Genomic DNA, 19,753 nt, shown 5'->3' on the forward strand with positions numbered 1-19,753 from the left:
CTACCCTAGGACGCTTTGATTGCGCGCGCAATGACCTCAGACACACTCCAGTCGCCAACCCTCAGGTTGCCAGAGCAAACGGTGGGTTGGCCCGAACGCCTGGATGAACGCCTCATCATGGGATACAACCATCATTGCCCCGCTGAAACCCAGCAGCGCCTGTTCAAAGGCGATCACCGATTCCAGGTCCAGGTGGTTGGTGGGCTCATCAAGCAACAGCAGTTGCGCGGGTGTTTCACCCCACAGGGCAATCGCCATCGCGGCTTTCAACCGCTCGCCGCCGCTGAGCTGCGCGGTCGGTTGGGTGACCCGCCGGGCATCCAGTTGCAGCAAGGCCAGGCGCGTACGCAGTTCGGCTTCGGGCAGCGGTGTGTCGAGCAGATTGAGTTGGTCGACGAGGGAGCGTCGGTCATCCAGCAGCGCCTGGTGCTGGTTGATATACGCGCAGGGCACCGGCACCGTGCACTCACCGCTGGCGGGCTGCAATTGGCCGGCCAGTACCTTGAGCAGGGTGGATTTGCCGCAGCCGTTCGGTCCCTGCACGGCCACGCGCACCGGCCCTGTGAAGTTGAGTGTGAGGGCGGGATGCTCCAGCCAGGGCAACCGGACCTCCGTCAAGGCCACCACCTGTCGGCCATTGGGCACGACCGACCCCGGCAAGGCCAACAGGGTCGGCGTTTCATCTACCACGCGCTCGTAGGCTTGGCGCACCTGCTCATCCAGCGCGTGTTTGTACGCGTGATGGGCACTGCGCACGGTGCCGACGACTTCGGTGGCGGCGCTTTTCCAGCGCGCCTTGGTAAACCGGTCCACATTGGCCGTCTCGGCGTGCTTGCGGGAGCGCGCCGCCTGGCGTTGCAGGCTGTCATGGTCTTTCTGCACGCGCCGGCGTTCGCGGTTGCGCTCAAGGCGTGCGTGTTCCAGCGCCGCGACGGCGGCGTGCTGTTCGGTGTCGCGCTGCAGGCGATAGGCATCATAGTTGCCGCCGTAGACGTGAGGGCCGAGTGGGGACAGTTCAATGATGCGCCCGAGGGTGTTGAGTATTTGCCGGTCGTGGCTCACCACCACCAGGCCGCCGCGCCATTCCTGCAACAGGTGCAGCAGCCACCGGCGGCCGGCGCTGTCGAGGTGGTTGGTGGGTTCATCGAGCACCAGCAGTTGCGGTGCGGCCAGCACGGCGCCGATCAGCCTGAGCCGCGCCAGTTGCCCTCCACTGAGTTGATCGGCCGGCGTATCCACACCCAGCTGCGCAAGGCCTGCCGTATCCAGTGCGGCGCGCAAGCGTTCGGCAAGGTCCCAGCGGTTGTCGATCAACTCAAGGTCATCGACCTGCGCCGTCCCTGCCGCCATGCGTGCCAGTGCCGCCAGCACGGGCGTGGTGCCCGTCAGCTCAGCGACGGTGTCTTCCGCTGCAACCGCCATGTCCTGGGGGACATAGGCCACGCTGGCCGAGCGCTTGAGCGAGCCGGAGGAGGGGGGCAACACGCCGGCGATCAATTGGGCGAGGATACTTTTGCCCCGTCCATTGCGTCCCACAATCCCGATGGGCGTGTGGTCGATGGACAGGTTCAGGTCGTCCAGCAGGGTCTCGCCATTGGCGAACTGGAAGCACAGGTGTTGCAGGGAAACCAATACGGGCAGCCGGTTGACGTCAGTCATCAGCACCTCCAAAAAATGTCGGACAGGCCAACAAGCGCGCCAGGCGGCTCGTTGCAGGTACATTCTGGAAGGCTTAGTGATTCACGTCGGCGGTCGTCCCGGAAGTCAGAAGGGAGCCAGAGCCTAACCCGCCTTGGCATTGCCGGGCAAGTCGGCGGCCAGTTGTTCAAGGAACATCGCCAAGGCGACTTCCTCGGCCTTCAGGCCTTTGCGCACCCGCGGCTTGGGCAACCTGGACAATTCGCCCAGGCTGAAATGCTCGAGTACGGCCGGGTGGATATAACACTTGCGGCACACCGCAGGCGTATTGCCCAGTTGCCTGGCGACATCCTTGACCATCGCCACCACATGCCGCTTGGCGTCGGATTCCGGTTGCCATTCCAACTCCCGCAGCACCGCCAGCGCCATGGCGGTGCCGGCCCAGGTGCGGTAATCCTTGGCAGTGAAGTCGGCACCGGTAAGGTCGTGCAGGTAGGCGTTGACGTCATGGGAGCTGACGGTGTGCCGCTCGCCGTCTTCGTCCAGGTACTGGAACAGGTTCTGCCCCGGTAACTCCAGGCAGCGCTTGACCACCGTGGCCAGGCGCCGGTCCTTGACACTGACCTGGTGCTCCACGCCACTCTTGCCGCGAAACTGGAACTGGATCTCGCTGCCTTTGACATCCACATGGCGGTTGCGCAGGGTGGTCAGCCCGTAGGATTTGTTGTCTCGCGCATATTGGGTATTGCCGACGCGGATCAGCGTGGCGTCCAGCAGCAACACCACCGTGGCCAGGACTTTTTCGCGCGTGAAGCCGGGTTCGGCGATTTGCGCTTCGAGCTGCTTGCGCAGTTTCGGCAGGGCGTTGCCAAACTCCTGCAGCCGCGCGTACTTGTCGCTGTCACGCACCTCACGCCAGCGCGGGTGATAGCGGTATTGCTTGCGTCCACGGGCATCGCGGCCGGTGGCTTGCAGGTGCCCGCGCGGGTCGGCGCAGATCCACACATCGGTATACGCCGGAGGGACGGCGAGGGCGTTCAGGCGCTTGATCTCATCGGCATCCCGGATGCGCTCGCCCTTGGCGTCGAAGTACTGGAACTTGCCGCGCACTCGCTTGCGGTGGATGCCGGGCTGGGTGTCGTCAACGTAATGCAGGTCGCGGGGCAGGTCGGCGGGCAGCGCGGAGTCGGGCATGGTGCGGGTTCCTTTGGCAACGGATCAGGCCGGTATTCCTGATTGACCGCAGCCGTGTGCGGTCGTGCCAAAAGGTTTCTTATGCCAGCACGGCCACCGCCTTGATCTGCGCCCACAGCGCCTGGCCGGGCCGCAATTGCAACTGGTCGCGGGAGAACCGCGTGATCCGTGCCAGCAACGGCGTGCCATCCGCGTCCAGGCGCACCAGCACATGGGCGCTGTTATCCGCCGCGATCTCCTGGGTAACCGTCACCGGCAGGCGGTTGAGGATGCTGCTGTGCTCTTCGGCCTGCAGGCTGAGGCTGACGTCGCGCGCCTGTACCTTGACCCGCAACACCTTGCCCAACGCCAGCGGTGCATGGGCCACGCGCAGGTGCTGGGCGCTGTCGGGCAGTTGCAGCGTGAGCAGACGGTAGTGATCGTCATAGGCGCTGACGCTGCCATTGATCACCACGCCCGCGTCGTCCCCCAACGCCAGGGGCAGGTCGAGCCGTGCCAGGGTTTCGCCGATGGGACCACTGGCCAGGGCCTTGCCGTCGCTGAGCAAGACGATGTGATCGGCCAGGCGCGCCACCTCATCCTGGGCATGGCTGACGTACAGCACGGGGATGTCCAGTTCGTCGTGCAGGCGTTCCAGGTAGGGCAGGATTTCGCCTTTGCGCTTGCTGTCGAGGGCGGCCAGGGGCTCATCCATCAACAGGAGTCTTGGGCTGGTGAGCAGGGCACGGGCGATACCGATGCGCTGGCGTTCGCCGCCGGACAAGTGTTGGGGGTGACGCTCCAGCAGATGGCCGATCCCCAGCAACTCCGTGGCCTGGAGCATATCCACCCGGCGTTGCGAGCGCGGGATGCGCTTGAGGCCGAACTCCAGGTTGGCCCGCACCGACAGATGGGGGAACAGGCTGGGCTCCTGGAACACGTAGCCAAGCGCACGCTTGTGCGGCGGCACGAACAGACCGTTGCGGCTGTCTTGCCAGACTTCATCGTTGATCTGGATAAACCCATCTTCGGCCCGCTCCAGCCCGGCAATGCAGCGCAGGCAGGTGGTCTTGCCGGAGCCGGAATGCCCGTACAGCGCAGTCACCCCTCGGCCGGGCACATGCAGGTCCACGTCCAGGGCAAAGCCTGTGTACTTCAAGTTCAGGCGCACATTGATCATCGGCATCAACTCCAGCCCATCCTGGTTTTACGGCTGGAGTAGAGCGCCAGCAACACGAGGAACGCGAACACCACCATGGCGCCGGCCAGCCAATGGGCCTGGGCATACTCCATGGCTTCGACATGATCGTAGATCTGCACCGAGACCACGCGGGTCTTGTCGGGGATATTGCCGCCGATCATCAGCACTACGCCGAATTCTCCGACGGTATGGGCAAAACCCAGGATGGACGCGGTGATAAACCCCGGGCGCGCCAGGGGCAGGATCACCGTGAAGAAGGTATCCCACAGATTGGCGCGCAGGGTCGCGGCCACCTCCAATGGGCGTGTGCCGATGGCGGAAAAGGCGTTCTGCAACGGCTGCACCACGAACGGCATGGAATAGATCACCGAACCGATCACCAGCCCGGCGAAGCTGAAGGTGAGGGTGCCCAGGCCCAGCCATTGGGTGAACTGGCCGAAGTAGCCGTGGGGGCCCATGGTCAACAGCAGGTAGAAACCGATGACGGTGGGTGGCAGCACCAATGGCAAGGCCACCACCGCGCCAATGGGGCCGCGCCACCATGAACGGGTGCGCGACAGCCACAGGGCAATCGGAGTGCCGATGATCAGCAGGATCACGGTGGTCAGTGACGCCAGTTTGAGGGTCAACCAGATTGCGGAAAAATCGGCACTCGACAGGGGCATTTACTTGCTCAGCTCATAACCGTAGGACTTGATGACGGCAGCGGCTTTCGGCCCTTTGAGGTACTCGACCAGTGCCTTGGCTGCAGCGCTGTCCTTGCCCTTGTTGAGGATCACCGCGTCCTGCTTGATCGGGTCGTGCAGGGCGGCCGGGACGATCCAGGCCGAGCCGCTGGTGACTTTGCCGTCTTTATAGATCTGCGACAAGGCCACAAAACCCAACTCGGCGTTGCCGGTGGAAACGAACTGAAAGGCCTGGGTGATGTTCTGGCCTTCGACGAGCTTGTCCTTGACCTGCTCGGTCAACCCTTCCTTGGCCAATACCTGGGTGGCGGCGAGGCCGTAAGGCGCGGCTTTCGGGTTGGCGATGGACAGGTGCTTGAAGTCATTCTTCTTCAATACCTCGCCCTTGGCGTCTACATAACCTTCCTTGGCCGACCACAGCGCCAGGGTGCCCACGGCGTAGGTGAAGCGCGAGCCCTTGACCGTGTCGCCTTCGCTTTCGAGCTTTTGCGGGGTGGTGTCGTCGGCACTCAGGAACACTTCGAACGGCGCGCCGTTCTTGATCTGGGTGTAGAACTGCCCGGTGGCGCCGTAGGCTGCGACCAGTTTGTGGCCGGTGTCTTTTTCGAAGTCGGCGGCAATCGCCTGGATCGGTGCGGTGAAGTTGGCCGCTACGGCCACCTGGACTTCATCGGCGTGGGCCGCTGCGGTCGCGAGCAACGCAACCAATGCCGCCAGGCACGTGGGTACAAAGCGAGGGGTATTGAAAGTCATGAACGGCTCCGTTTGAGAAGGTGCAGAACCTGGTGCCGATTATAGGGACGGGCGCTGCCAGGCGCTGTATGTATAGGTATATAGCGTAAAAATGGCAAGCAGAAATCCATCTGCGGAATCAATGTCTGCGCGCGGTCGAGATTTCCTCCCGTCGATACCCCCATGGCTGACAGCCAGGCGCTGGTCGCAACGCGATAGTGAGCGGCGTATTGATCTGAAACGGAAGCACATCATGGGCAAGGAATACGCTTACATCGACGTGGGCGCGACAAACACCGAGAGCAGCGAGGCTTACACGCAGGCATGGATAGAGCGTGTAGTGGCTCAATCCACGCTGGAACCCCAGGCCAAGGCACTGATCCGGGCAGACGCCCTGATCCCCGTCGAATTCTCGATATTCGATTCCGATGACAGCCAGCGACAGCCGATCATCGTCGAGCACGATTCGTTGCCGCTGTGGCACATCCTCAACGATCGGTTTCCCTGGCAGGCATATGCAGGCAAACAGCAAAACACCGACAGCGTACAAACCAAAGTCCTGATGCCGTATTTCTATGGCGAGGTGGCACGGGAGCTGAATTTCACGCGATTTTTTCTCGGTCGCATCCACGTCGGTGGGCAGATCCACGCGGGCTTTTGGGTGCAGCATGAGTTAGTGATGCCGTACCAGGCGGTACTCAAGACCGAGGTGGTGGTGCTATCGGTGTGGAACACCTACGCCGAAATGATGGCGGAAATCTGGTTCGACCTGCCTCCCACATCCCGGGGGGCCAACCAATGGCCCAAGGCGATCAGCCTGGAGTGGCCGGGCATGCGCATTGGTGCGCAATCAGGCAGCCGCTTCGAGTATTCAGCCGATACGAGCCAGAACCGGCTGTGGCTCAAACCCTTCGAAGAGCCGGTGGGGGTTGCGATCTTGAGTATCCTTCCGCGGTGGACACTCAAGGACGTGCAGCTGCCAGACACTCACATAGAGCCCAATCAATTGCTCAAGGTGACCCTCGGCAATCTTCCCGGCGGTGCGCCGGCGCTGGAATACTCGATCACCGTCGCCCAGGAATATCGAGCGTCAGGACGCTGGCAATATTATCTTGCGGTTTATTTGAATCACCGTTGTCCTTGGGTGAACTGCGGGGTGATGGATGAAGAGGGCGTGATCCGCGCTCAAAGTGACCAGCAGAATTTCTGGTTCGTGCGCAGCGACGCCTCCCAGGCGTCTTTTTCGATACAGATACTGCCTGGGGACCTGGCACAGTGGCTGGAGGGCGTGCCGACGTCGACACAGCCGGTTACGCCCCCCAAGGCCTGGCAAAAATGGGACAACCTGCTGAACAGTGTGTGGAACGCCGAACTCTCCAAGGACTATATCCAGAACCTTATCGAGCGCTGCCTGAACAAGTCCGGGCTGCCGCAACGTACCCAGGATCGGTTCAGGGACGAAAAACGGTTTCGCTATAAATACCAGGTGGGCTACCCGGTCTATTCGGCGGGCATGACCGCCTATGCGCCACCGCGCTACAAGCATTTTTCTTTCCTGCAAGTGCTGACGGGCGAGCCGCAGCGCACAGCGTATTTCCAGGAAACCATCGCCAACATCCATGTCAGCGGGGAACCGCTGTCGAGCGTGGAAGTGCGCACCCTGGGCCGCTTGCGCGACATCCTGTATGAAACCTTTGTCGCCGATATCGACGAACTGGCGCGCAACACCGACTACAAACAACTGTTTGGCGAAACCTGCGAGGCCTTGGCCAAGGTCCGCGCGGCACAATTCCTGGTCGATGATGCTGAGCAGGATGTGTCCCTGCGTGAACTCGCCCATCGTTTTCTCAAAGGTGAAGTCAAGCCGCGCCTGCTGCTGTTCCGGGAAAAAGTGGTGCCCAATGCGTTGGTGCTCAAGCTCAGTTCACAGAAGGCGCTGCTCATCTCACTGAACATGGCAGAGCTCACTTGGGCGGTGTGGCAGCCCAGCGGCGTGTCGGGGCAACCCAGTGACGACTTGATGCGGTTTATCACGCACCACCTGCCATTTCCGGAAAAACTCAGCGTGGAGCGCTCGGATTTCTATCCGCAGAAAAAGCGCTACGGCTACCACTACCGCCGCGTACCGCCGCAGCCGGTGTCTTTCCGGGAGGTGACGAACATCAACGATGCGCTGTATGAGATCGGTATCAGCGAACTCAAGCACATGATGAATTACGCGGTATTTTCCTCCGATGAAGAGCGGCGCCTGGCGAAATGGGGCATGTTCAAGGTCGCTACCCGCGCGGTGTCCAGCCTGGTGATAGCGGCGGTCGGTCCCGCATCGGGCGTCGGGGCGTTGCTGTTGTCCGGCGGTGTTGGCCTGATCGCCAATGTCGCGGACGCAAGCTTCTCCTACCAACTGGCCCGCAGCATGGACCGACCCGAGGATTACGCCGCCTATGTGTATGAGTGCAAGTTGGGCGTCTTGCTGGGCGTGGTGGAGCTGGTTGCCGACGTTACCCTGGCCCGGGGGCAACTGCGCACGCTGTTGAAACGGTCGGCCCAGACCGGGAAGTTGCTGTTGCCGGCCTTGAGATCCCGTGAGCGCCCGGACCCCCCTGTTTCCCTGGAACAGGCAAGCGCCTCCACGTTGTTCCTGCCCACATCAGCGGATCTGCTGGGCATGCGCGGTCGTCTGGAAAAGCTGTATCGCGACGCCAATAAACTGGCCGAATTGGCGGGCGACTCCGAGGCTTCTACTACAGGCGGCTTCGTTGAGTCCAAGCGCTGTGCGGACTACCTGTCAAGCCAGTCCTGGGACGTCCAGGCTATCGGCGTCTTGCTGTTCGCCGAACCGGACGACCCGCGTCCCCAATGCCATTTTGCCCTGTCGGTTCGTAATGAAAGTGATGCGGCGGTGCTGGACACGGGGTTGGGGCGCCTGGACCCTTCGGCGCAGCAACTGGCCTATTTTGATTCCATCGCCGGCTGGGAGCAGCGCGTGCAGCAAGCACCGGCGTCGAGCGGCAAATTGGTGGTCTACAAGCTCTACGCCAATGTCATCGAGGCCAGTCTTGAGCTCAACACGGTGTTCCGGCTGGGAGTGAGTTGGGGGCGTTTCTTCAATACCGGCAGCTATTCGGTCCTCGCGTGTCCGCCGCGATTTATCACCGCTATCCAACGGCAACTGCCGAGGCTATGGGATGTACTTTCCCGGGAGCTGCCACGGGGCGCGTCGCAACTGACAACGGCGCTGCAAAGCACGCCGCAGCCGTTCGATCACGCCGGCCTGTTGTTGCAGGTCAGTAACCTGCGGGGCTTGATCGATGAGTCCGAGGATATGTTGCGCCGTACCGTTGGAGTGCCGGTCGTTGGCAACCTCAGGGCGCATCTGCTGGGGGCTTTCCGGAGCTGGCGCCACGAGTCGCTGGAAGAGTATGTGGAGCTGATGGACAGCGTTATCGCAGAAGAGGCGGAGTTGGTGCGCGGGGCATTGGCTCACCTGGATCAGTTGCAATCGGGCCTCGCCAGCCCGATTGCCACGGCGGAGAACGCCCTGGTCGATTGCGTCGACTGGATCGCACTGCGGGCCGGCCAGGAAGACGACGACTGGCGCAGTTTGCTGCGCAGCGAAATCGAACGCTATGTCACGGGGGATCGCGCCCGTGCGGACCTGTGTACAAGGTCGCAACTCGACTACCTGCACCAGACGCTGGCCGCCCATCGCGAAGTGCAGATACACCATGTACTGGGGGCCAGCTACGAACGACTCTCCATGAGCACCGGCCAGGCGCTGTTTGCTATCGGGTTGAAGTTGATCAACGCCATGGCCACCCATCGGCAGTCCGATTGCTTCTTCGCCCTGATCATGACCTGCCAGCCCTACGAGAACAGTAACGAGCACTTCGCCCGGATCATCTACGGTATCCACGCCCTGCGGCAAAAGCGCTTCATGGTACTGACCCAGGCCCACGAAAACCGCCTGAGCGGGCTGCGACCTGCGGAACCTGTACCGCTCTAGTCCGGCGTGCGGGTAAGCGTCTTGAGGGCTTGCGCGGCGAGCAGCGTGGTCAGTTCGCGCGTCGACAGTGCGTGCTTGAGCCCGACGGCCTGCCCGGCCCACTGACTGCCAAAACCGGCTTCCTCCCTGGCCTTCAATGGCATCAGCGCGCCGCCTGCCAGAGGAAAGGCCGGCGCCGCCGGGTTCACCGGGCCCAGCTCACGCATCAGGCGATTCAAGAGGCCACGGGCAGGGCGCCCGGTGAACAGATTGGTCAGCGCTGTGCCACTGGCCTGGGCCGTCAGCAAGGCCAGATGGTGGGCCCGGCTGAGCGTCGCCTCCGGGGTGAACAGGTACGCAGTGCCGATCTGCACCGCCGAGGCCCCGAGGGCGAAGGCCGCGACAATACCGCGCGCATCGCCGATTCCACCGGCGGCGATTACCGGGATGCGCACTGCGTCCACCACTTGCGGGACCAGGGCCAGCGTGCCGATCTGGCTGCTCAGGTCCGAAGCCAGGAACATTCCCCGATGCCCGCCGGCCTCATACCCCATGGCGATAATCGCGTCGCAGCCGTGCCGCTCCAACCAGATCGCTTCCTCGACCGTGGTGGCCGAGGACAGCACCTTGGCTCCGGTCGCCTTGACACGTTCCAGCAGGTTTTTTTCCGGCAGGCCGAAATGAAAGCTCACGACCTCGGGGCGGTGTTGCTCCACCACTTCGCAACTGGCCGCGTTGAACGGGGCGCGATTGGAGACCGGTGTCGGCGCATCAAAATCGGCGCCCAGTTCGCGGTAGTAGGGTTCCAGCAAGGCTTTCCAGTGGCGATTGCGCTCCTCGTCCGGCTCCGGCGGCTGGTGGCAGAAGAAATTGACGTTGATAGGCCCGCTGCTGGCATGGCGCACGGTGGCCAGGGTTTCGTGCAGTTGCTCGATGCTCAGCATCGCCGCAGGAATCGAACCCAGCGCGCCGGCCTGGTTGGCGGCAATCACCATGGCGGCGCTGGTCGCACCGGCCATCGGTGCCTGGATGATGGGCACGTCGATGCCCAGCAGGTCGAGAATACGGGTGTCTGGCCAGGTGCTCATGGGACGTGTCTCCAGTATCAGTGAGGCTTGTCGCTGTTTTAACAGGGCCCTTGGCACCCGGCCAGTCTGTTTTATTCACTGGACGAGGGACGTTTTTCGTGCGCGTCAGTGGTCTCTTTCCCGCTCCAGCAGCTGCCGCTTGCGTTCAACCCCCCAGCGATAGCCGGATAGATCGCCATTGCTGCGCACCACCCGATGACACGGAATCGCCACCGCCAGGCTGTTCGCCCCGCAGGCCTGGGCCACCGCGCGAAAGGCCTTGGGCGCGCCGATGCGTTGGGCGATCTGCCCATAGCTGGTCGTGCTGCCCACGGGAATCTCGCGCAGGGCCTGCCACACCCGCTCCTGGAACGCGGTGCCACGCAAGTCCAGTGGCAAGTCCAGGCCCAGGGCCGGCGCTTCGATAAAGCCCACCACGTGCGCGATCAATTGTTCGAAACGGCGGTCGGCGCCCATCAGGTTGGCCTTGGGGAATTGATCCTGCAGGTCGCGCACCAGTTTGTCCGGGTCATCCCCGAGCAGAATCGCACACACGCCACGGGCGCTCTGCGCCACCAGGATTGCCCCCAGCGAGCATTGCCCGACGGCGAACAGAATATCGTTGTTGGTGCCGCCGGCCTTGTAGTCGCTGGGCGTCATGCCGAGCCGTTGGTTGGCTGACTCATAGAAGCGGCTGTTGGAGTTGAAGCCGGCTTCATACAACGCATCGGTTACCGAATGCGCACCCTTGAGCCCCTCGCGAACCTTGCGTGAGCGATGGGCGCTGGCGTAACCCTTGGGCGTCAGGCCGGTCACGCCTTTGAACACCCGGTGGAAATGGAACGGGCTCAGGCCGGCCCGGCTCGCCAGCGTGCCGAGGCTGGGCGCGGTGTCGGCGTGTTCGATCTGCCGGCATGCGTCAGCCACCAATTGCGCATGCTGCGCAGCCAGTTGTGTCTGGTCACCGGCTGCGCGTTTGCTGGCGCGATAACCGGCGGCCTCGGCCTGTGCCGGGGTGTCGAAAAACTCGATATTTTCCGGGCGAGGCAATCGCGAGGCGCTGCTCGGGCGGCAATACACACCGGTGGTTTTCACGCCGTAGACGAACAGCCCATCGGCTTTCGGATCGCGGGCAAGAATCGCAGCCCAGCGCGGATCTTGTTCGGTAGTCATGGTTGGCACTCTTGACGGATCCTGGCCAGATTAGCCGTGCTGCAGTGACCTGGCACTCCGAAGCTTGCGGTCAAATCAGCCGGCGGTGCGAAAAGTGAGGTTGATACGTTGCGGGCCCATGATCGGGTGCACGCCTTCCTTGATCGGCATCACCCCATGAAAACGCAGCCGATCGACCCCGCCCCAGACCACCACGTCACCATGGAACAGCGAGACCTTGCGGGTCTTGTCGCTGCGGGCGTGGCCACCGAACAGGAAAACTGCCGGCAACCCAAGGGATATCGACACGACGGGCTCGCTGTAGCGACGTTCATTCCTGTCCTGGTGCAAGGACATTTTCGCGCCCGGAACATAACGGTTGATCAGGCAGGCGTCGGGGGCAAAGTCGACAAACCCGGCGTCTGCCGCGGCTTCTATGGCCAGTTGGCGCAAGGTGTCCGGCAGCGCTGGCCAGGGTTGCCGGGTGCGAGGGTCCAGGGGCGTGTAGCGGTAGCCGCTGGTGTCGCTGGTCCAGCCCAGCGCGCCGCAACTGCTCAAGGCCGCCGACATGGTAAAGCCACCGGGCGTAACCATTTGCCGAAACGGCGATTGCGCCAGCACACGGCGCAGTTCTGGAAGAAGGCGTTCAATCCAGGGTAGGGCATAGCCCCTTAGCACGTAGGACTGTTCGCCGATCTGCTCACGTGCTGCGGGTTGTTGCAGGGCGTCATCGGCGAACAGGTCATCAGTGGGGCCGGGCATTGCCTTACAGCGCCTTGCTCACGTTGATGTCGGTGATGACATCGCTGGCATCGTGGATTTTCGCCAAGGCCTGCAAGGCCTCTTCCACGCTATTGTTCGTCAGTTGGGCGAACTCGAAGCGGCGTTCGCCGTTGAGCTTGTACTTGATCACGTATTTGGTGGTAGCAGTCACGGTGATTTCCTCTGGCGTCTTCGAGTCAGCTCAGCTTGGTGCTGGTGCGACGTACGATGCGAATCTTGTGGGACAGCGCCGGCTTGCGGGTGACGCTGATCGCGCGACGTGTCACCACGTCCAGGGTGATGTTCCAGAACCCGGTACTGGGTGCGGTGATCTTGGCGGGGAACGTGTCGAAGGCGCCGCCGTGGTATGTGTGGCGACCGCCATTCTTGAAGCTGCGAAAGTTCGCGTCGCTCATCAGGCGAATATTGCAAGTCTGCGAGCATTCGATGACGACAATGTCTCCCTCGTTGAGGTGCTCGCGCTGGTGGATAAATTTCATGAGGGTGTCTCCAGAAGGGCTTTTTCTGCAAAATCAGAATGATACGTAGGTTAAGATAGAGTTTATCAGCCCCAGCGCGTTTATTATCGGCCCGTCTTCAATGGCGTCGACAATTTAAAACAGTTATTTACCGAGTTATCAGGGATAAATCCTACGTGGGCGGGAGAAAATTACCATCTCCGCTGTCGTAGGGTCTTTATTGGAGGTTTTGTATGAAGTGGAGTGTGTTGGTTCTGGCCTTGGCGATAGGTGGGTGTGCTTCGGTTGCAGATATCAAGCAGACCCCGCCGACGTTGGCCGTCATTTCCGGGAAAAAACCCCAGGAGTATGCCGCGTGTGTGGTAAGGAAACTGTCGGCTACTCGTCGGCCGCCGCAGATTGAACCGCATAAAGATGGTGTGCAGGTTATCGTGCCGCAGAAATTTTCCGCCGATCCTTCGGCTATTTTCGAAATTGAAGAGCGCTCCAGCGGTAGCAGCATCAAGCTCTACGAGAGCATGTCCAACGTGCCGATCCGCCCGGGTGATGTGAAAAAAGCCGGGGAAGAGTGCATTTCCGGTTGAGGCCGCTGGGGAAAGCCGATATGAAGCGTGAACACGTCAAGGCCCGCCATGCCGAGGGTGAAATCTCGGCCACCCATGTCATCCAGAACCCCGCCGACCTAGGCGAATGGATCGTCTTCTTCAAGAAAAGCGGCGGTCGCAGCTTTTTTCTGGTGGATGATCAGGATGAAGTCGAATCCTTTGCCAGTCTTGACGAGCTGAGCGAAATCCTTCGGGAACTGGGGATCAAATTCGCCGAGATCCACCTGTAACCCCCGGGGTTATTTGCAGACCACCACCACACTGCGACTTTTGTAGTTGCCCACATCCTGGCCCAGGGTCTTGTCGCTTTCCTTCAGTGATGGCGTGCCCTCGGTGCCGACAATGCGATAGCCGGTGCCTGCGCAGGAGGCATCGGCTTTTTCGTAGCAACTGGCCCAGGAGTTGGCTTCGCCTGAACAGTCGATGGTCAGGCCTTGCTCGCCGTTCTTGAGGTAGACATCGGAAGTGGTGGTGCAGCCGGCGAGTGCCAGTACCGCAGTCAGTGCCAGAAATTTGTTCATGTGTGTTCGTCGTCGAGGGTGTGGGAGGGGCGCTGACACTGTCGTGGGGCGTTTCTTGAAGATTATAGCGAACTGCCATCTAGGTACAGGCAAAACCAAAAAAGCCCCGTGAGTCGGGGCTTTTGGCGCAGGGCTGCAGGCTTACTTGCCCTTCGGCCTTTTGCTCGACGCGTGGCCCGCTTCGTCAACAAACACTTCGGCGACCGCGATCGCCATGCTTTCGGTCTCGAAAACGCCCGCGACGCTGTCTCCATGGAAATTGATCAGGTGCCAGCCGTCTGCTCGCTTGGTGATCAGGTAGCCGTTCACGCCTTTTGGTTCTGACATCTATTAACAATCTCGTGGTCTGATTCAAGGATGCAATGATAGCGCCAAATGTTCCAGGACCGCGCAAGTTATTCCAAGTCAGTGTTCTGGGCTGAAAAGCGTGTTAAAAGGGTTGCAACCCCCTTTAAACATGAGGGGACGGACTTTTTTAGCGTGCCGGCGGGGCTGCTCTTTGTGAGATCAGCGGAACTTACGCCGACATTTTTTCTCTATGATGACATCGCAACGCCAGCAGGACCCATTGTAAGGTGACTGCGGCCTGATTAGACTGCGCCGAATTCCGTACGCACAGCCCTTTGTAAGGACTTATATGATCAAGAAATGCTTGTTCCCAGCAGCCGGTTACGGCACTCGCTTCTTGCCAGCGACCAAGGCCATGCCCAAAGAGATGCTGCCGGTGGTAAACAAGCCACTGATTCAGTACGGCGTCGAAGAGGCATTGGATGCCGGTCTGAACGAAATCTCTATCGTCACCGGTCGCGGTAAGCGCGCACTGGAAGACCATTTCGACATCAGCTACGAGCTGGAAAACCAAATCAAGGGCACCGACAAGGAAAAATACCTGGTCGGCATCCGCAAGCTGCTGGACGAGTGCTCGTTCTCCTACACCCGCCAGACCCAGATGAAAGGCCTCGGCCACGCCATCCTGACCGGCCGCCCATTGATCGGTGACGAGCCGTTCGCCGTAGTACTCGCGGACGACCTGTGTGTGAACCTGGAAGGCGACGGCGTACTGACCCAGATGGTCAAGCTGTACCAGAAATACCGTTGCACCATCGTTGCGGTTCAAGAGGTCGATCCTCAAGAGACCAACAAGTACGGCGTGATTGCCGGTGACGACATTGGTGATGGCCTGATCCGCGTACGCGACATGGTCGAGAAGCCGGCGCCTGAAGATGCACCGTCGAACCTGGCGATCATCGGTCGTTACATTCTGACCCCGGACATCTTCAAGCTGATCGAAGAAACCGAGCCAGGCAAGGGTGGCGAGATCCAGATCACCGACGCCCTGTTGAAGCAGGCCAAAGACGGCTGCGTGATCGCCTACAAGTTCAAGGGTCGTCGTTTTGACTGCGGTGGCGCCGAAGGCTACATCGAAGCCACCAACTTCTGCTACGAGCACTTCTACAAGACCGGCAAGGCTTACTGATTCACGCAGGCCTGCCTTTGAAAAAGCCACCTTCGGGTGGCTTTTTCGTTTTTCAGTCCCATGTAAGTCGGTATGCTGATGTCCTGCCGAGGAGAATGAAATGGCCTACGATTTTGACCTGTATGTAATTGGCGCCGGTTCCGGCGGTGTTCGCGCGGCGCGCTTTGCTGCGGGCTTTGGGGCCAAGGTGGCCGTGGCGGAAAGTCGCTACCTGGGTGGTACCTGCGTAAACGTTGGCTGCGTGCCGAAGAAACTGTTGGTGTACGGCGCACATTTTGCCGAAGACTTCGAGCAAGCCAGTGGCTTTGGCTGGTCCCTGGGTGAAGCGAGTTTTGATTGGGCGACCCTGATCGCCAACAAGGATCGCGAGATCAATCGCCTCAATGGCATCTACCGCAACCTGCTGGTCAACAGCGGCGTGACCCTGCATGAGGGGCATGCGCGCCTGGTTGATCCGCACCAGGTGGAAATCAATGGCGAGCGCTTTACGGCCAGGCACATCCTGATCGCTACCGGGGGCTGGCCGCAGATTCCGGATATTCCGGGACGTGAGCACGCCATAGGCTCCAATGAGGCGTTCTTTCTCAAAGAGTTGCCCAGGCGTGTGCTGGTGGTAGGTGGCGGCTATATCGCGGTTGAGTTCGCCGGGATTTTCCATGGCCTGGGCGCGCAGACGTCATTGCTGTATCGCGGCGACCTGTTCCTGCGTGGCTTTGATGGTTCAGTGCGCACACACCTTAAGGAAGAGTTGACCAAGCGCGGCCTCGACCTGCAATTCAATGCGGACATCGAACGCATTGAAAAGCAAGCCGATGGCAGCCTCAAGGCGACCTTGAAAGACGGTCGCGTGCTGGAGGCCGATTGCGTGTTCTATGCCACCGGCCGGCGTCCGATGCTGGATAACCTGGGCTTGGAAAATACCGGCGTGAAACTGGATGAGCGCGGTTTCGTCCAGGTGAACGACCAGTACGAGACTACTGAAGCTTCGATCCTGGCAATTGGTGACGTGATCGGCCGTGTGCAGCTGACGCCGGTAGCCCTCGCCGAGGGCATGGCCGTAGCGCGTCGCTTGTTCAAGCCCGAGCACTACCGCCCGGTGGATTACGCGATGATTCCGACAGCGGTATTCAGTCTGCCGAATATCGGTACGGTCGGCCTGACGGAGGAGGAGGCGAAGAAGAACGGACACAGGGTGCAGATCTTCGAAAGCCGGTTCCGCCCGATGAAGCTGACCTTGACCGAGTGCCAGGAAAAAACCTTGATGAAACTGGTGGTCGACGCCGACACCGACAAGGTGTTGGGCTGCCACATGGTCGGTCCGGACGCAGGCGAGATCGTCCAGGGCCTGGCGATCGCGCTCAAGGCCGGCGCGACCAAGCAGCACTTCGATGAAACCATCGGCGTGCATCCCACGGCGGCGGAAGAGTTCGTCACCATGCGCACGCCTGTGGCTGACTGATCAGGCTGGCGGTGTTGCCTCTGGCGCCGTCGCAACGGCGGCGGCCAGGCGCAACGCTTCGATAGTGGCGTGGGCCTTCATAAGCTCCAGTTCCAGGCGCTTGTTGGTGTGCCCGTGCTCAGCCAGCGCTTGTTGGCGTGACTCACTTTCAAGCAAGGCCACCCGCAGGCGCTCCTGAAGGAGAGTGCGCTCGCTGTCGATCTGGCTCACGTGTTCGCTCAGTTTCAGTTGCTGGGCCTGACCTTTGCGGGTTTCCTCCTGCAGCGCAGCCAATTCCTTTGCCGTCACTCGGTGCTCGATCAGCAGGCGCTCGTTGTCGCGGTGCAACTGGGTAATTTCGTCCTGGCGAACCATTGCACTTTGCTGGGCTTGGCGCAGCTCTGCCTGTACTTGCTGCAGCTGGCCTTCGTGGCGCCGTTGCTCCTGCTCGCGCTGCTCCTTGATCGCATTGCGATAGTGCTCCAGTGCCTCGCGGGCATGCAGGTGCTTTTCTTCCAGCGAGCGAATCTGCTCATCCTTGTCATTGATCCGCAGTTCGTAATCACTGCAGGCCTGGCTGAGGCCGGCGTTGCGCGTTTGTTCAGTTTGCAGGCTGGTACTGGTGGTTTGCAGGGCAGCGCTTTCTTCTGCCAGTGCAGCCGCCTGAATATCGAATTGTTGCTTGAGTTCGCCGTGAGCTTCTTCAAGCGCCTCGATCTGGGCGAGCAGGGCGGTTTTTTGCTGTTCGAACTGCGCCAGGGCCAGGTCAATCGGCTCTTGAGCCTTGTCCTTCAAGCGCTGCGCCAGGCGTGCAACCAGTTCGCCCAATTCGTCGTCAATCGGCGCTTCGGTGATGGTCAGGCGGGCTTCGCTGTCGTCCAGCTCCTTCAAATAGCGGTGGATGGTGGTTTTCGAGCCGGTATTGCCCATCTCGATGCGTACCGCGTCGATGCTGGGGTTCTCGCCACGGGCGAGGATCGCCAGGCGTGCCGTTTGAACTACTGCTTTATTAATGCCGCCGCGAGCCATGGGGTCTCCGTCGATTTAGTACTGTAGTATGTATTATGTATATACATAATATATCACGAATAAAAAACTGTTCAAATTCATGATTTAACAGATGGGATATTGGCGTATTATCCCGTGTCATAAGCGACTGGAGCGCTTACATCTCTGCCAGCAGTACAAATAGGCCTCCCATGAGCGATCTGGACCTTTACCTCAACGCAGCCACCCGCGATAACACGCGCCGCAGCTATCGTGCGGCGATCGAACACTTCGAAGTCAGTTGGGGCGGATTTCTGCCGGCCACCAGCGATAGCGTGGCGCGTTACCTGGTGGCGCATGCCGGCGTGTTGGCAGTCAACACCTTGAAGTTGCGGCTCTCGGCATTGGCGCAATGGCATACCAGCCAGGGCTTTCCCGATCCGACGAAAGCGCCGGTGGTGCGCAAGGTGCTCAAGGGCATTCGTGCCGTGCACCCGGCGCAGGAGAAGCAGGCCGAGCCGTTGCAGCTCAGGCATCTGGAGCAGGTCGTGGCCTCCCTCGAGGCTGAAGCGCGAGAGGCCGTTGAGGCACATGACCAGCCGCGATTGCTGCGGGCCCGGCGTGACACTGCACTCATTCTGCTGGGCTTCTGGCGTGGTTTTCGCAGCGATGAGTTGTGTCGCTTGAGCATCGAACATGTACAGGCCACACCCGGTGCAGGCATCCGCCTGTACCTGCCGCGCAGCAAAAGTGACCGCGACAACCTCGGCAAGACCTATCACACGCCGGCGCTGCTGCGCCTCTGCCCGGTGCAGGCCTACAGCGAATGGCTCAGCGCCTCGGCCCTGGTGCGCGGTCCGGTATTTCGCGGTATCGATCGCTGGGGAAACCTGGGGGAGGGGGGCTTGCACCCCAACAGCGTGATACCGCTGCTGCGCCAGGCGCTTGAGCGTGCGGGCATCGCCGCCGAGCAGTACACCAGTCACTCGCTGCGCCGGGGCTTTGCCACCTGGGCCCATTCCAGCGGGTGGGACTTGAAGTCGTTGATGAGTTACGTCGGCTGGAGCGACATGAAATCCGCCATGCGCTATGTTGAAGCGACGCCCTTTCTCGGCATGACATTGGCTACTCAACCGCTGCTTTGAGATTTCTTCTATTAATACCGTCACCTGATAGGGAAAACCAATCGTCAGCATCAGGTTTGCCAATGAGCCATCCGCCGGGAGAGTGGGTAGGATTCACCTCATCAACTTCTTAACCCCTGACGGAGAGTCAACGATGCCTATCATCAACAGCCAAGTAAAACCGTTCAAAGCAACTGCATACAAAAACGGCAACTTCGTAGATGTGACCGACGCTGACCTGAAAGGCAAATGGTCGGTCGTGTTCTTCTACCCAGCCGACTTCACCTTCGTTTGCCCAACCGAGCTGGAAGACCTGGCTGACAACTACGCCGAATTCCAGAAACTGGGCGTGGAAATCTACAGCGTGTCCACCGACACCCACTTTGCCCACGCTGCCTGGCACAACACTTCGCCAGCCATCGGCAAAATCCAGTACACCATGATCGGCGACCCGACCCTGACCATCTCCCGCAACTTCGACGTGCTGATCGAAGAAGCTGGCCTGGCTGACCGCGGTACCTTCGTGATCAACCCGGAAGGTCAGATCAAGATCGTTGAGTTGAACGACGGCGGTGTTGGCCGTGACGCTTCCGAGCTGCTGCGCAAGATCAAGGCCGCTCAATACGTGGCTGCCCACCCAGGCGAAGTCTGCCCAGCCAAGTGGAAAGAAGGCGAGGCCACTCTGGCGCCGTCCCTGGACCTGGTCGGCAAGATCTAAGTCTGTGAAGA

The 19,753-nt window shown here is 60.8% G+C and carries 20 protein-coding genes; 7 read left to right on the forward strand and 13 right to left on the reverse strand.

What is annotated here, in order from left to right; translation table 11 throughout:
* Positions 1 to 36 precede the first annotated feature (36 nt).
* From C8K58_RS03955 to modA, 5 genes are all read right to left on the reverse strand, one after another.
* A complete protein-coding gene (locus tag C8K58_RS03955) occupies positions 37 to 1,659 on the reverse strand; it encodes an ABC-F family ATP-binding cassette domain-containing protein (protein ID WP_108573078.1) in 1,623 nt (540 codons plus the stop codon).
* 123 nt (positions 1,660 to 1,782) lie between these two features.
* Positions 1,783 to 2,832: a DNA topoisomerase IB gene (locus C8K58_RS03960; RefSeq protein ID WP_108573080.1), complete on the reverse strand. Its 1,050-nt coding sequence runs from the start codon at positions 2,830 to 2,832 to the stop codon at positions 1,783 to 1,785.
* A gap of 79 nt (positions 2,833 to 2,911) precedes the next feature.
* A complete protein-coding gene (gene modC, locus C8K58_RS03965; protein WP_027606600.1) occupies positions 2,912 to 3,991 on the reverse strand; it encodes a molybdenum ABC transporter ATP-binding protein in 1,080 nt (359 codons plus the stop codon).
* A gap of 5 nt (positions 3,992 to 3,996) precedes the next feature.
* Positions 3,997 to 4,677: a molybdate ABC transporter permease subunit gene (gene modB / locus C8K58_RS03970; protein WP_108573082.1), complete on the reverse strand. Its 681-nt coding sequence runs from the start codon at positions 4,675 to 4,677 to the stop codon at positions 3,997 to 3,999.
* A complete protein-coding gene (modA, locus tag C8K58_RS03975) occupies positions 4,678 to 5,451 on the reverse strand; it encodes a molybdate ABC transporter substrate-binding protein (protein WP_027606598.1) in 774 nt (257 codons plus the stop codon).
* Between the two features lie 232 nt (positions 5,452 to 5,683).
* Between modA and C8K58_RS03980 the strand changes: the two genes are divergently transcribed.
* Positions 5,684 to 9,433, forward strand: a complete 3,750-nt coding sequence (locus C8K58_RS03980) for a hypothetical protein (RefSeq protein ID WP_108573084.1) — start codon at positions 5,684 to 5,686, stop codon at positions 9,431 to 9,433.
* Here C8K58_RS03980 and C8K58_RS03985 read toward each other — a convergent pair.
* The 5 genes from C8K58_RS03985 to C8K58_RS04000 form a co-directional block, all read right to left on the reverse strand.
* Complete coding sequence (locus C8K58_RS03985) at positions 9,430 to 10,500, reverse strand: nitronate monooxygenase family protein (protein WP_108573086.1); 1,071 nt, start codon at positions 10,498 to 10,500, stop codon at positions 9,430 to 9,432. The two genes, C8K58_RS03980 and C8K58_RS03985, sit on opposite strands and share 4 nt — an antisense overlap.
* Positions 10,501 to 10,605: 105 nt before the next feature.
* On the reverse strand, positions 10,606 to 11,652 hold the full coding sequence (gene ada / locus C8K58_RS03990; protein WP_108573089.1) for a bifunctional DNA-binding transcriptional regulator/O6-methylguanine-DNA methyltransferase Ada: 1,047 nt from the start codon (positions 11,650 to 11,652) through the stop codon (positions 10,606 to 10,608).
* Positions 11,653 to 11,727: 75 nt separating this feature from the next.
* Positions 11,728 to 12,393 (reverse strand): DNA oxidative demethylase AlkB, encoded by a 666-nt coding sequence (gene alkB / locus C8K58_RS03995; RefSeq protein WP_027606594.1) that lies wholly within the window; start codon positions 12,391 to 12,393, stop codon positions 11,728 to 11,730.
* Between the two features lie 4 nt (positions 12,394 to 12,397).
* Positions 12,398 to 12,565, reverse strand: coding sequence for a hypothetical protein (locus C8K58_RS32490; protein WP_092357951.1), 168 nt, complete (start codon positions 12,563 to 12,565; stop codon positions 12,398 to 12,400).
* 25 nt (positions 12,566 to 12,590) lie between these two features.
* Positions 12,591 to 12,893 (reverse strand): DUF1883 domain-containing protein, encoded by a 303-nt coding sequence (locus C8K58_RS04000; protein ID WP_027606593.1) that lies wholly within the window; start codon positions 12,891 to 12,893, stop codon positions 12,591 to 12,593.
* 212 nt (positions 12,894 to 13,105) lie between these two features.
* Here C8K58_RS04000 and C8K58_RS04005 point away from each other — a divergent pair, with 212 nt between their 5' ends.
* Both C8K58_RS04005 and C8K58_RS04010 read left to right on the forward strand, forming a co-directional pair.
* Positions 13,106 to 13,456 (forward strand): hypothetical protein, encoded by a 351-nt coding sequence (locus C8K58_RS04005; RefSeq protein WP_027606592.1) that lies wholly within the window; start codon positions 13,106 to 13,108, stop codon positions 13,454 to 13,456.
* A 20-nt stretch (positions 13,457 to 13,476) separates the two neighbouring features.
* Positions 13,477 to 13,707, forward strand: coding sequence for a hypothetical protein (locus tag C8K58_RS04010; RefSeq protein WP_027606591.1), 231 nt, complete (start codon positions 13,477 to 13,479; stop codon positions 13,705 to 13,707).
* A gap of 9 nt (positions 13,708 to 13,716) precedes the next feature.
* Here the strand turns inward: C8K58_RS04010 and C8K58_RS04015 are convergent, their stop codons facing one another.
* The gene (locus tag C8K58_RS04015) at positions 13,717 to 13,998 is read right to left on the reverse strand and encodes a hypothetical protein (protein WP_027606590.1); all 282 of its coding nucleotides are present in this window, start codon (positions 13,996 to 13,998) and stop codon (positions 13,717 to 13,719) included.
* A 141-nt stretch (positions 13,999 to 14,139) separates the two neighbouring features.
* Positions 14,140 to 14,325 carry a hypothetical protein gene (locus tag C8K58_RS04020; RefSeq protein ID WP_017528082.1) on the reverse strand — a complete coding sequence of 62 codons (186 nt, stop codon included), beginning with the start codon at positions 14,323 to 14,325 and terminating at the stop codon, positions 14,140 to 14,142.
* Between the two features lie 310 nt (positions 14,326 to 14,635).
* On the opposite strand from C8K58_RS04020, the gene galU reads away from it, so the two are divergent.
* On the forward strand, positions 14,636 to 15,475 hold the full coding sequence (gene galU / locus C8K58_RS04030; RefSeq protein WP_003212579.1) for a UTP--glucose-1-phosphate uridylyltransferase GalU: 840 nt from the start codon (positions 14,636 to 14,638) through the stop codon (positions 15,473 to 15,475).
* 100 nt (positions 15,476 to 15,575) lie between these two features.
* Positions 15,576 to 16,934 carry a glutathione-disulfide reductase gene (gene gorA, locus C8K58_RS04035; protein ID WP_027606589.1) on the forward strand — a complete coding sequence of 453 codons (1,359 nt, stop codon included), beginning with the start codon at positions 15,576 to 15,578 and terminating at the stop codon, positions 16,932 to 16,934.
* Here the strand turns inward: gorA and C8K58_RS04040 are convergent, their stop codons facing one another.
* A complete protein-coding gene (locus C8K58_RS04040; RefSeq protein WP_027606588.1) occupies positions 16,935 to 17,942 on the reverse strand; it encodes a DNA-binding protein in 1,008 nt (335 codons plus the stop codon).
* A gap of 170 nt (positions 17,943 to 18,112) precedes the next feature.
* On the opposite strand from C8K58_RS04040, the gene C8K58_RS04045 reads away from it, so the two are divergent.
* Both C8K58_RS04045 and ahpC read left to right on the forward strand, forming a co-directional pair.
* The gene (locus tag C8K58_RS04045) at positions 18,113 to 19,045 is read left to right on the forward strand and encodes a site-specific integrase (protein WP_027606587.1); all 933 of its coding nucleotides are present in this window, start codon (positions 18,113 to 18,115) and stop codon (positions 19,043 to 19,045) included.
* 133 nt (positions 19,046 to 19,178) lie between these two features.
* A complete protein-coding gene (gene ahpC / locus C8K58_RS04050) occupies positions 19,179 to 19,742 on the forward strand; it encodes an alkyl hydroperoxide reductase subunit C (RefSeq protein ID WP_003173835.1) in 564 nt (187 codons plus the stop codon).
* Positions 19,743 to 19,753 lie beyond the last annotated feature (11 nt).

Source organism: Pseudomonas sp. GV047 (assembly GCF_003058245.1).
Taxonomy (GTDB): domain Bacteria; phylum Pseudomonadota; class Gammaproteobacteria; order Pseudomonadales; family Pseudomonadaceae; genus Aquipseudomonas; species Aquipseudomonas marginalis.

Bases quoted from the DNA above. Each gene is read 5' to 3' on its own strand.
- C8K58_RS04020 (WP_017528082.1), bottom strand. From the start codon at position 14,325: ATGTCAGAACCAAAAGGCGTGAACGGCTACCTGATCACCAAGCGAGCA.
- C8K58_RS03985 (WP_108573086.1), bottom strand. From the start codon at position 10,500: ATGAGCACCTGGCCAGACACCCGTATTCTCGACCTGCTGGGCATCGAC.
- C8K58_RS04000 (WP_027606593.1), bottom strand. From the start codon at position 12,893: ATGAAATTTATCCACCAGCGCGAGCACCTCAACGAGGGAGACATTGTC.
- C8K58_RS04040 (WP_027606588.1), bottom strand. From the start codon at position 17,942: ATGGCTCGCGGCGGCATTAATAAAGCAGTAGTTCAAACGGCACGCCTG.
- ahpC (WP_003173835.1), top strand. From the start codon at position 19,179: ATGCCTATCATCAACAGCCAAGTAAAACCGTTCAAAGCAACTGCATAC.
- alkB (WP_027606594.1), bottom strand. From the start codon at position 12,393: ATGCCCGGCCCCACTGATGACCTGTTCGCCGATGACGCCCTGCAACAA.
- modB (WP_108573082.1), bottom strand. From the start codon at position 4,677: ATGCCCCTGTCGAGTGCCGATTTTTCCGCAATCTGGTTGACCCTCAAA.
- C8K58_RS04015 (WP_027606590.1), bottom strand. From the start codon at position 13,998: ATGAACAAATTTCTGGCACTGACTGCGGTACTGGCACTCGCCGGCTGC.
- C8K58_RS04010 (WP_027606591.1), top strand. From the start codon at position 13,477: ATGAAGCGTGAACACGTCAAGGCCCGCCATGCCGAGGGTGAAATCTCG.
- C8K58_RS03960 (WP_108573080.1), bottom strand. From the start codon at position 2,832: ATGCCCGACTCCGCGCTGCCCGCCGACCTGCCCCGCGACCTGCATTAC.
- gorA (WP_027606589.1), top strand. From the start codon at position 15,576: ATGGCCTACGATTTTGACCTGTATGTAATTGGCGCCGGTTCCGGCGGT.
- C8K58_RS04045 (WP_027606587.1), top strand. From the start codon at position 18,113: ATGAGCGATCTGGACCTTTACCTCAACGCAGCCACCCGCGATAACACG.
- C8K58_RS04005 (WP_027606592.1), top strand. From the start codon at position 13,106: ATGAAGTGGAGTGTGTTGGTTCTGGCCTTGGCGATAGGTGGGTGTGCT.
- ada (WP_108573089.1), bottom strand. From the start codon at position 11,652: ATGACTACCGAACAAGATCCGCGCTGGGCTGCGATTCTTGCCCGCGAT.
- galU (WP_003212579.1), top strand. From the start codon at position 14,636: ATGATCAAGAAATGCTTGTTCCCAGCAGCCGGTTACGGCACTCGCTTC.
- modC (WP_027606600.1), bottom strand. From the start codon at position 3,991: ATGATCAATGTGCGCCTGAACTTGAAGTACACAGGCTTTGCCCTGGAC.
- C8K58_RS03980 (WP_108573084.1), top strand. From the start codon at position 5,684: ATGGGCAAGGAATACGCTTACATCGACGTGGGCGCGACAAACACCGAG.
- modA (WP_027606598.1), bottom strand. From the start codon at position 5,451: ATGACTTTCAATACCCCTCGCTTTGTACCCACGTGCCTGGCGGCATTG.
- C8K58_RS03955 (WP_108573078.1), bottom strand. From the start codon at position 1,659: ATGACTGACGTCAACCGGCTGCCCGTATTGGTTTCCCTGCAACACCTG.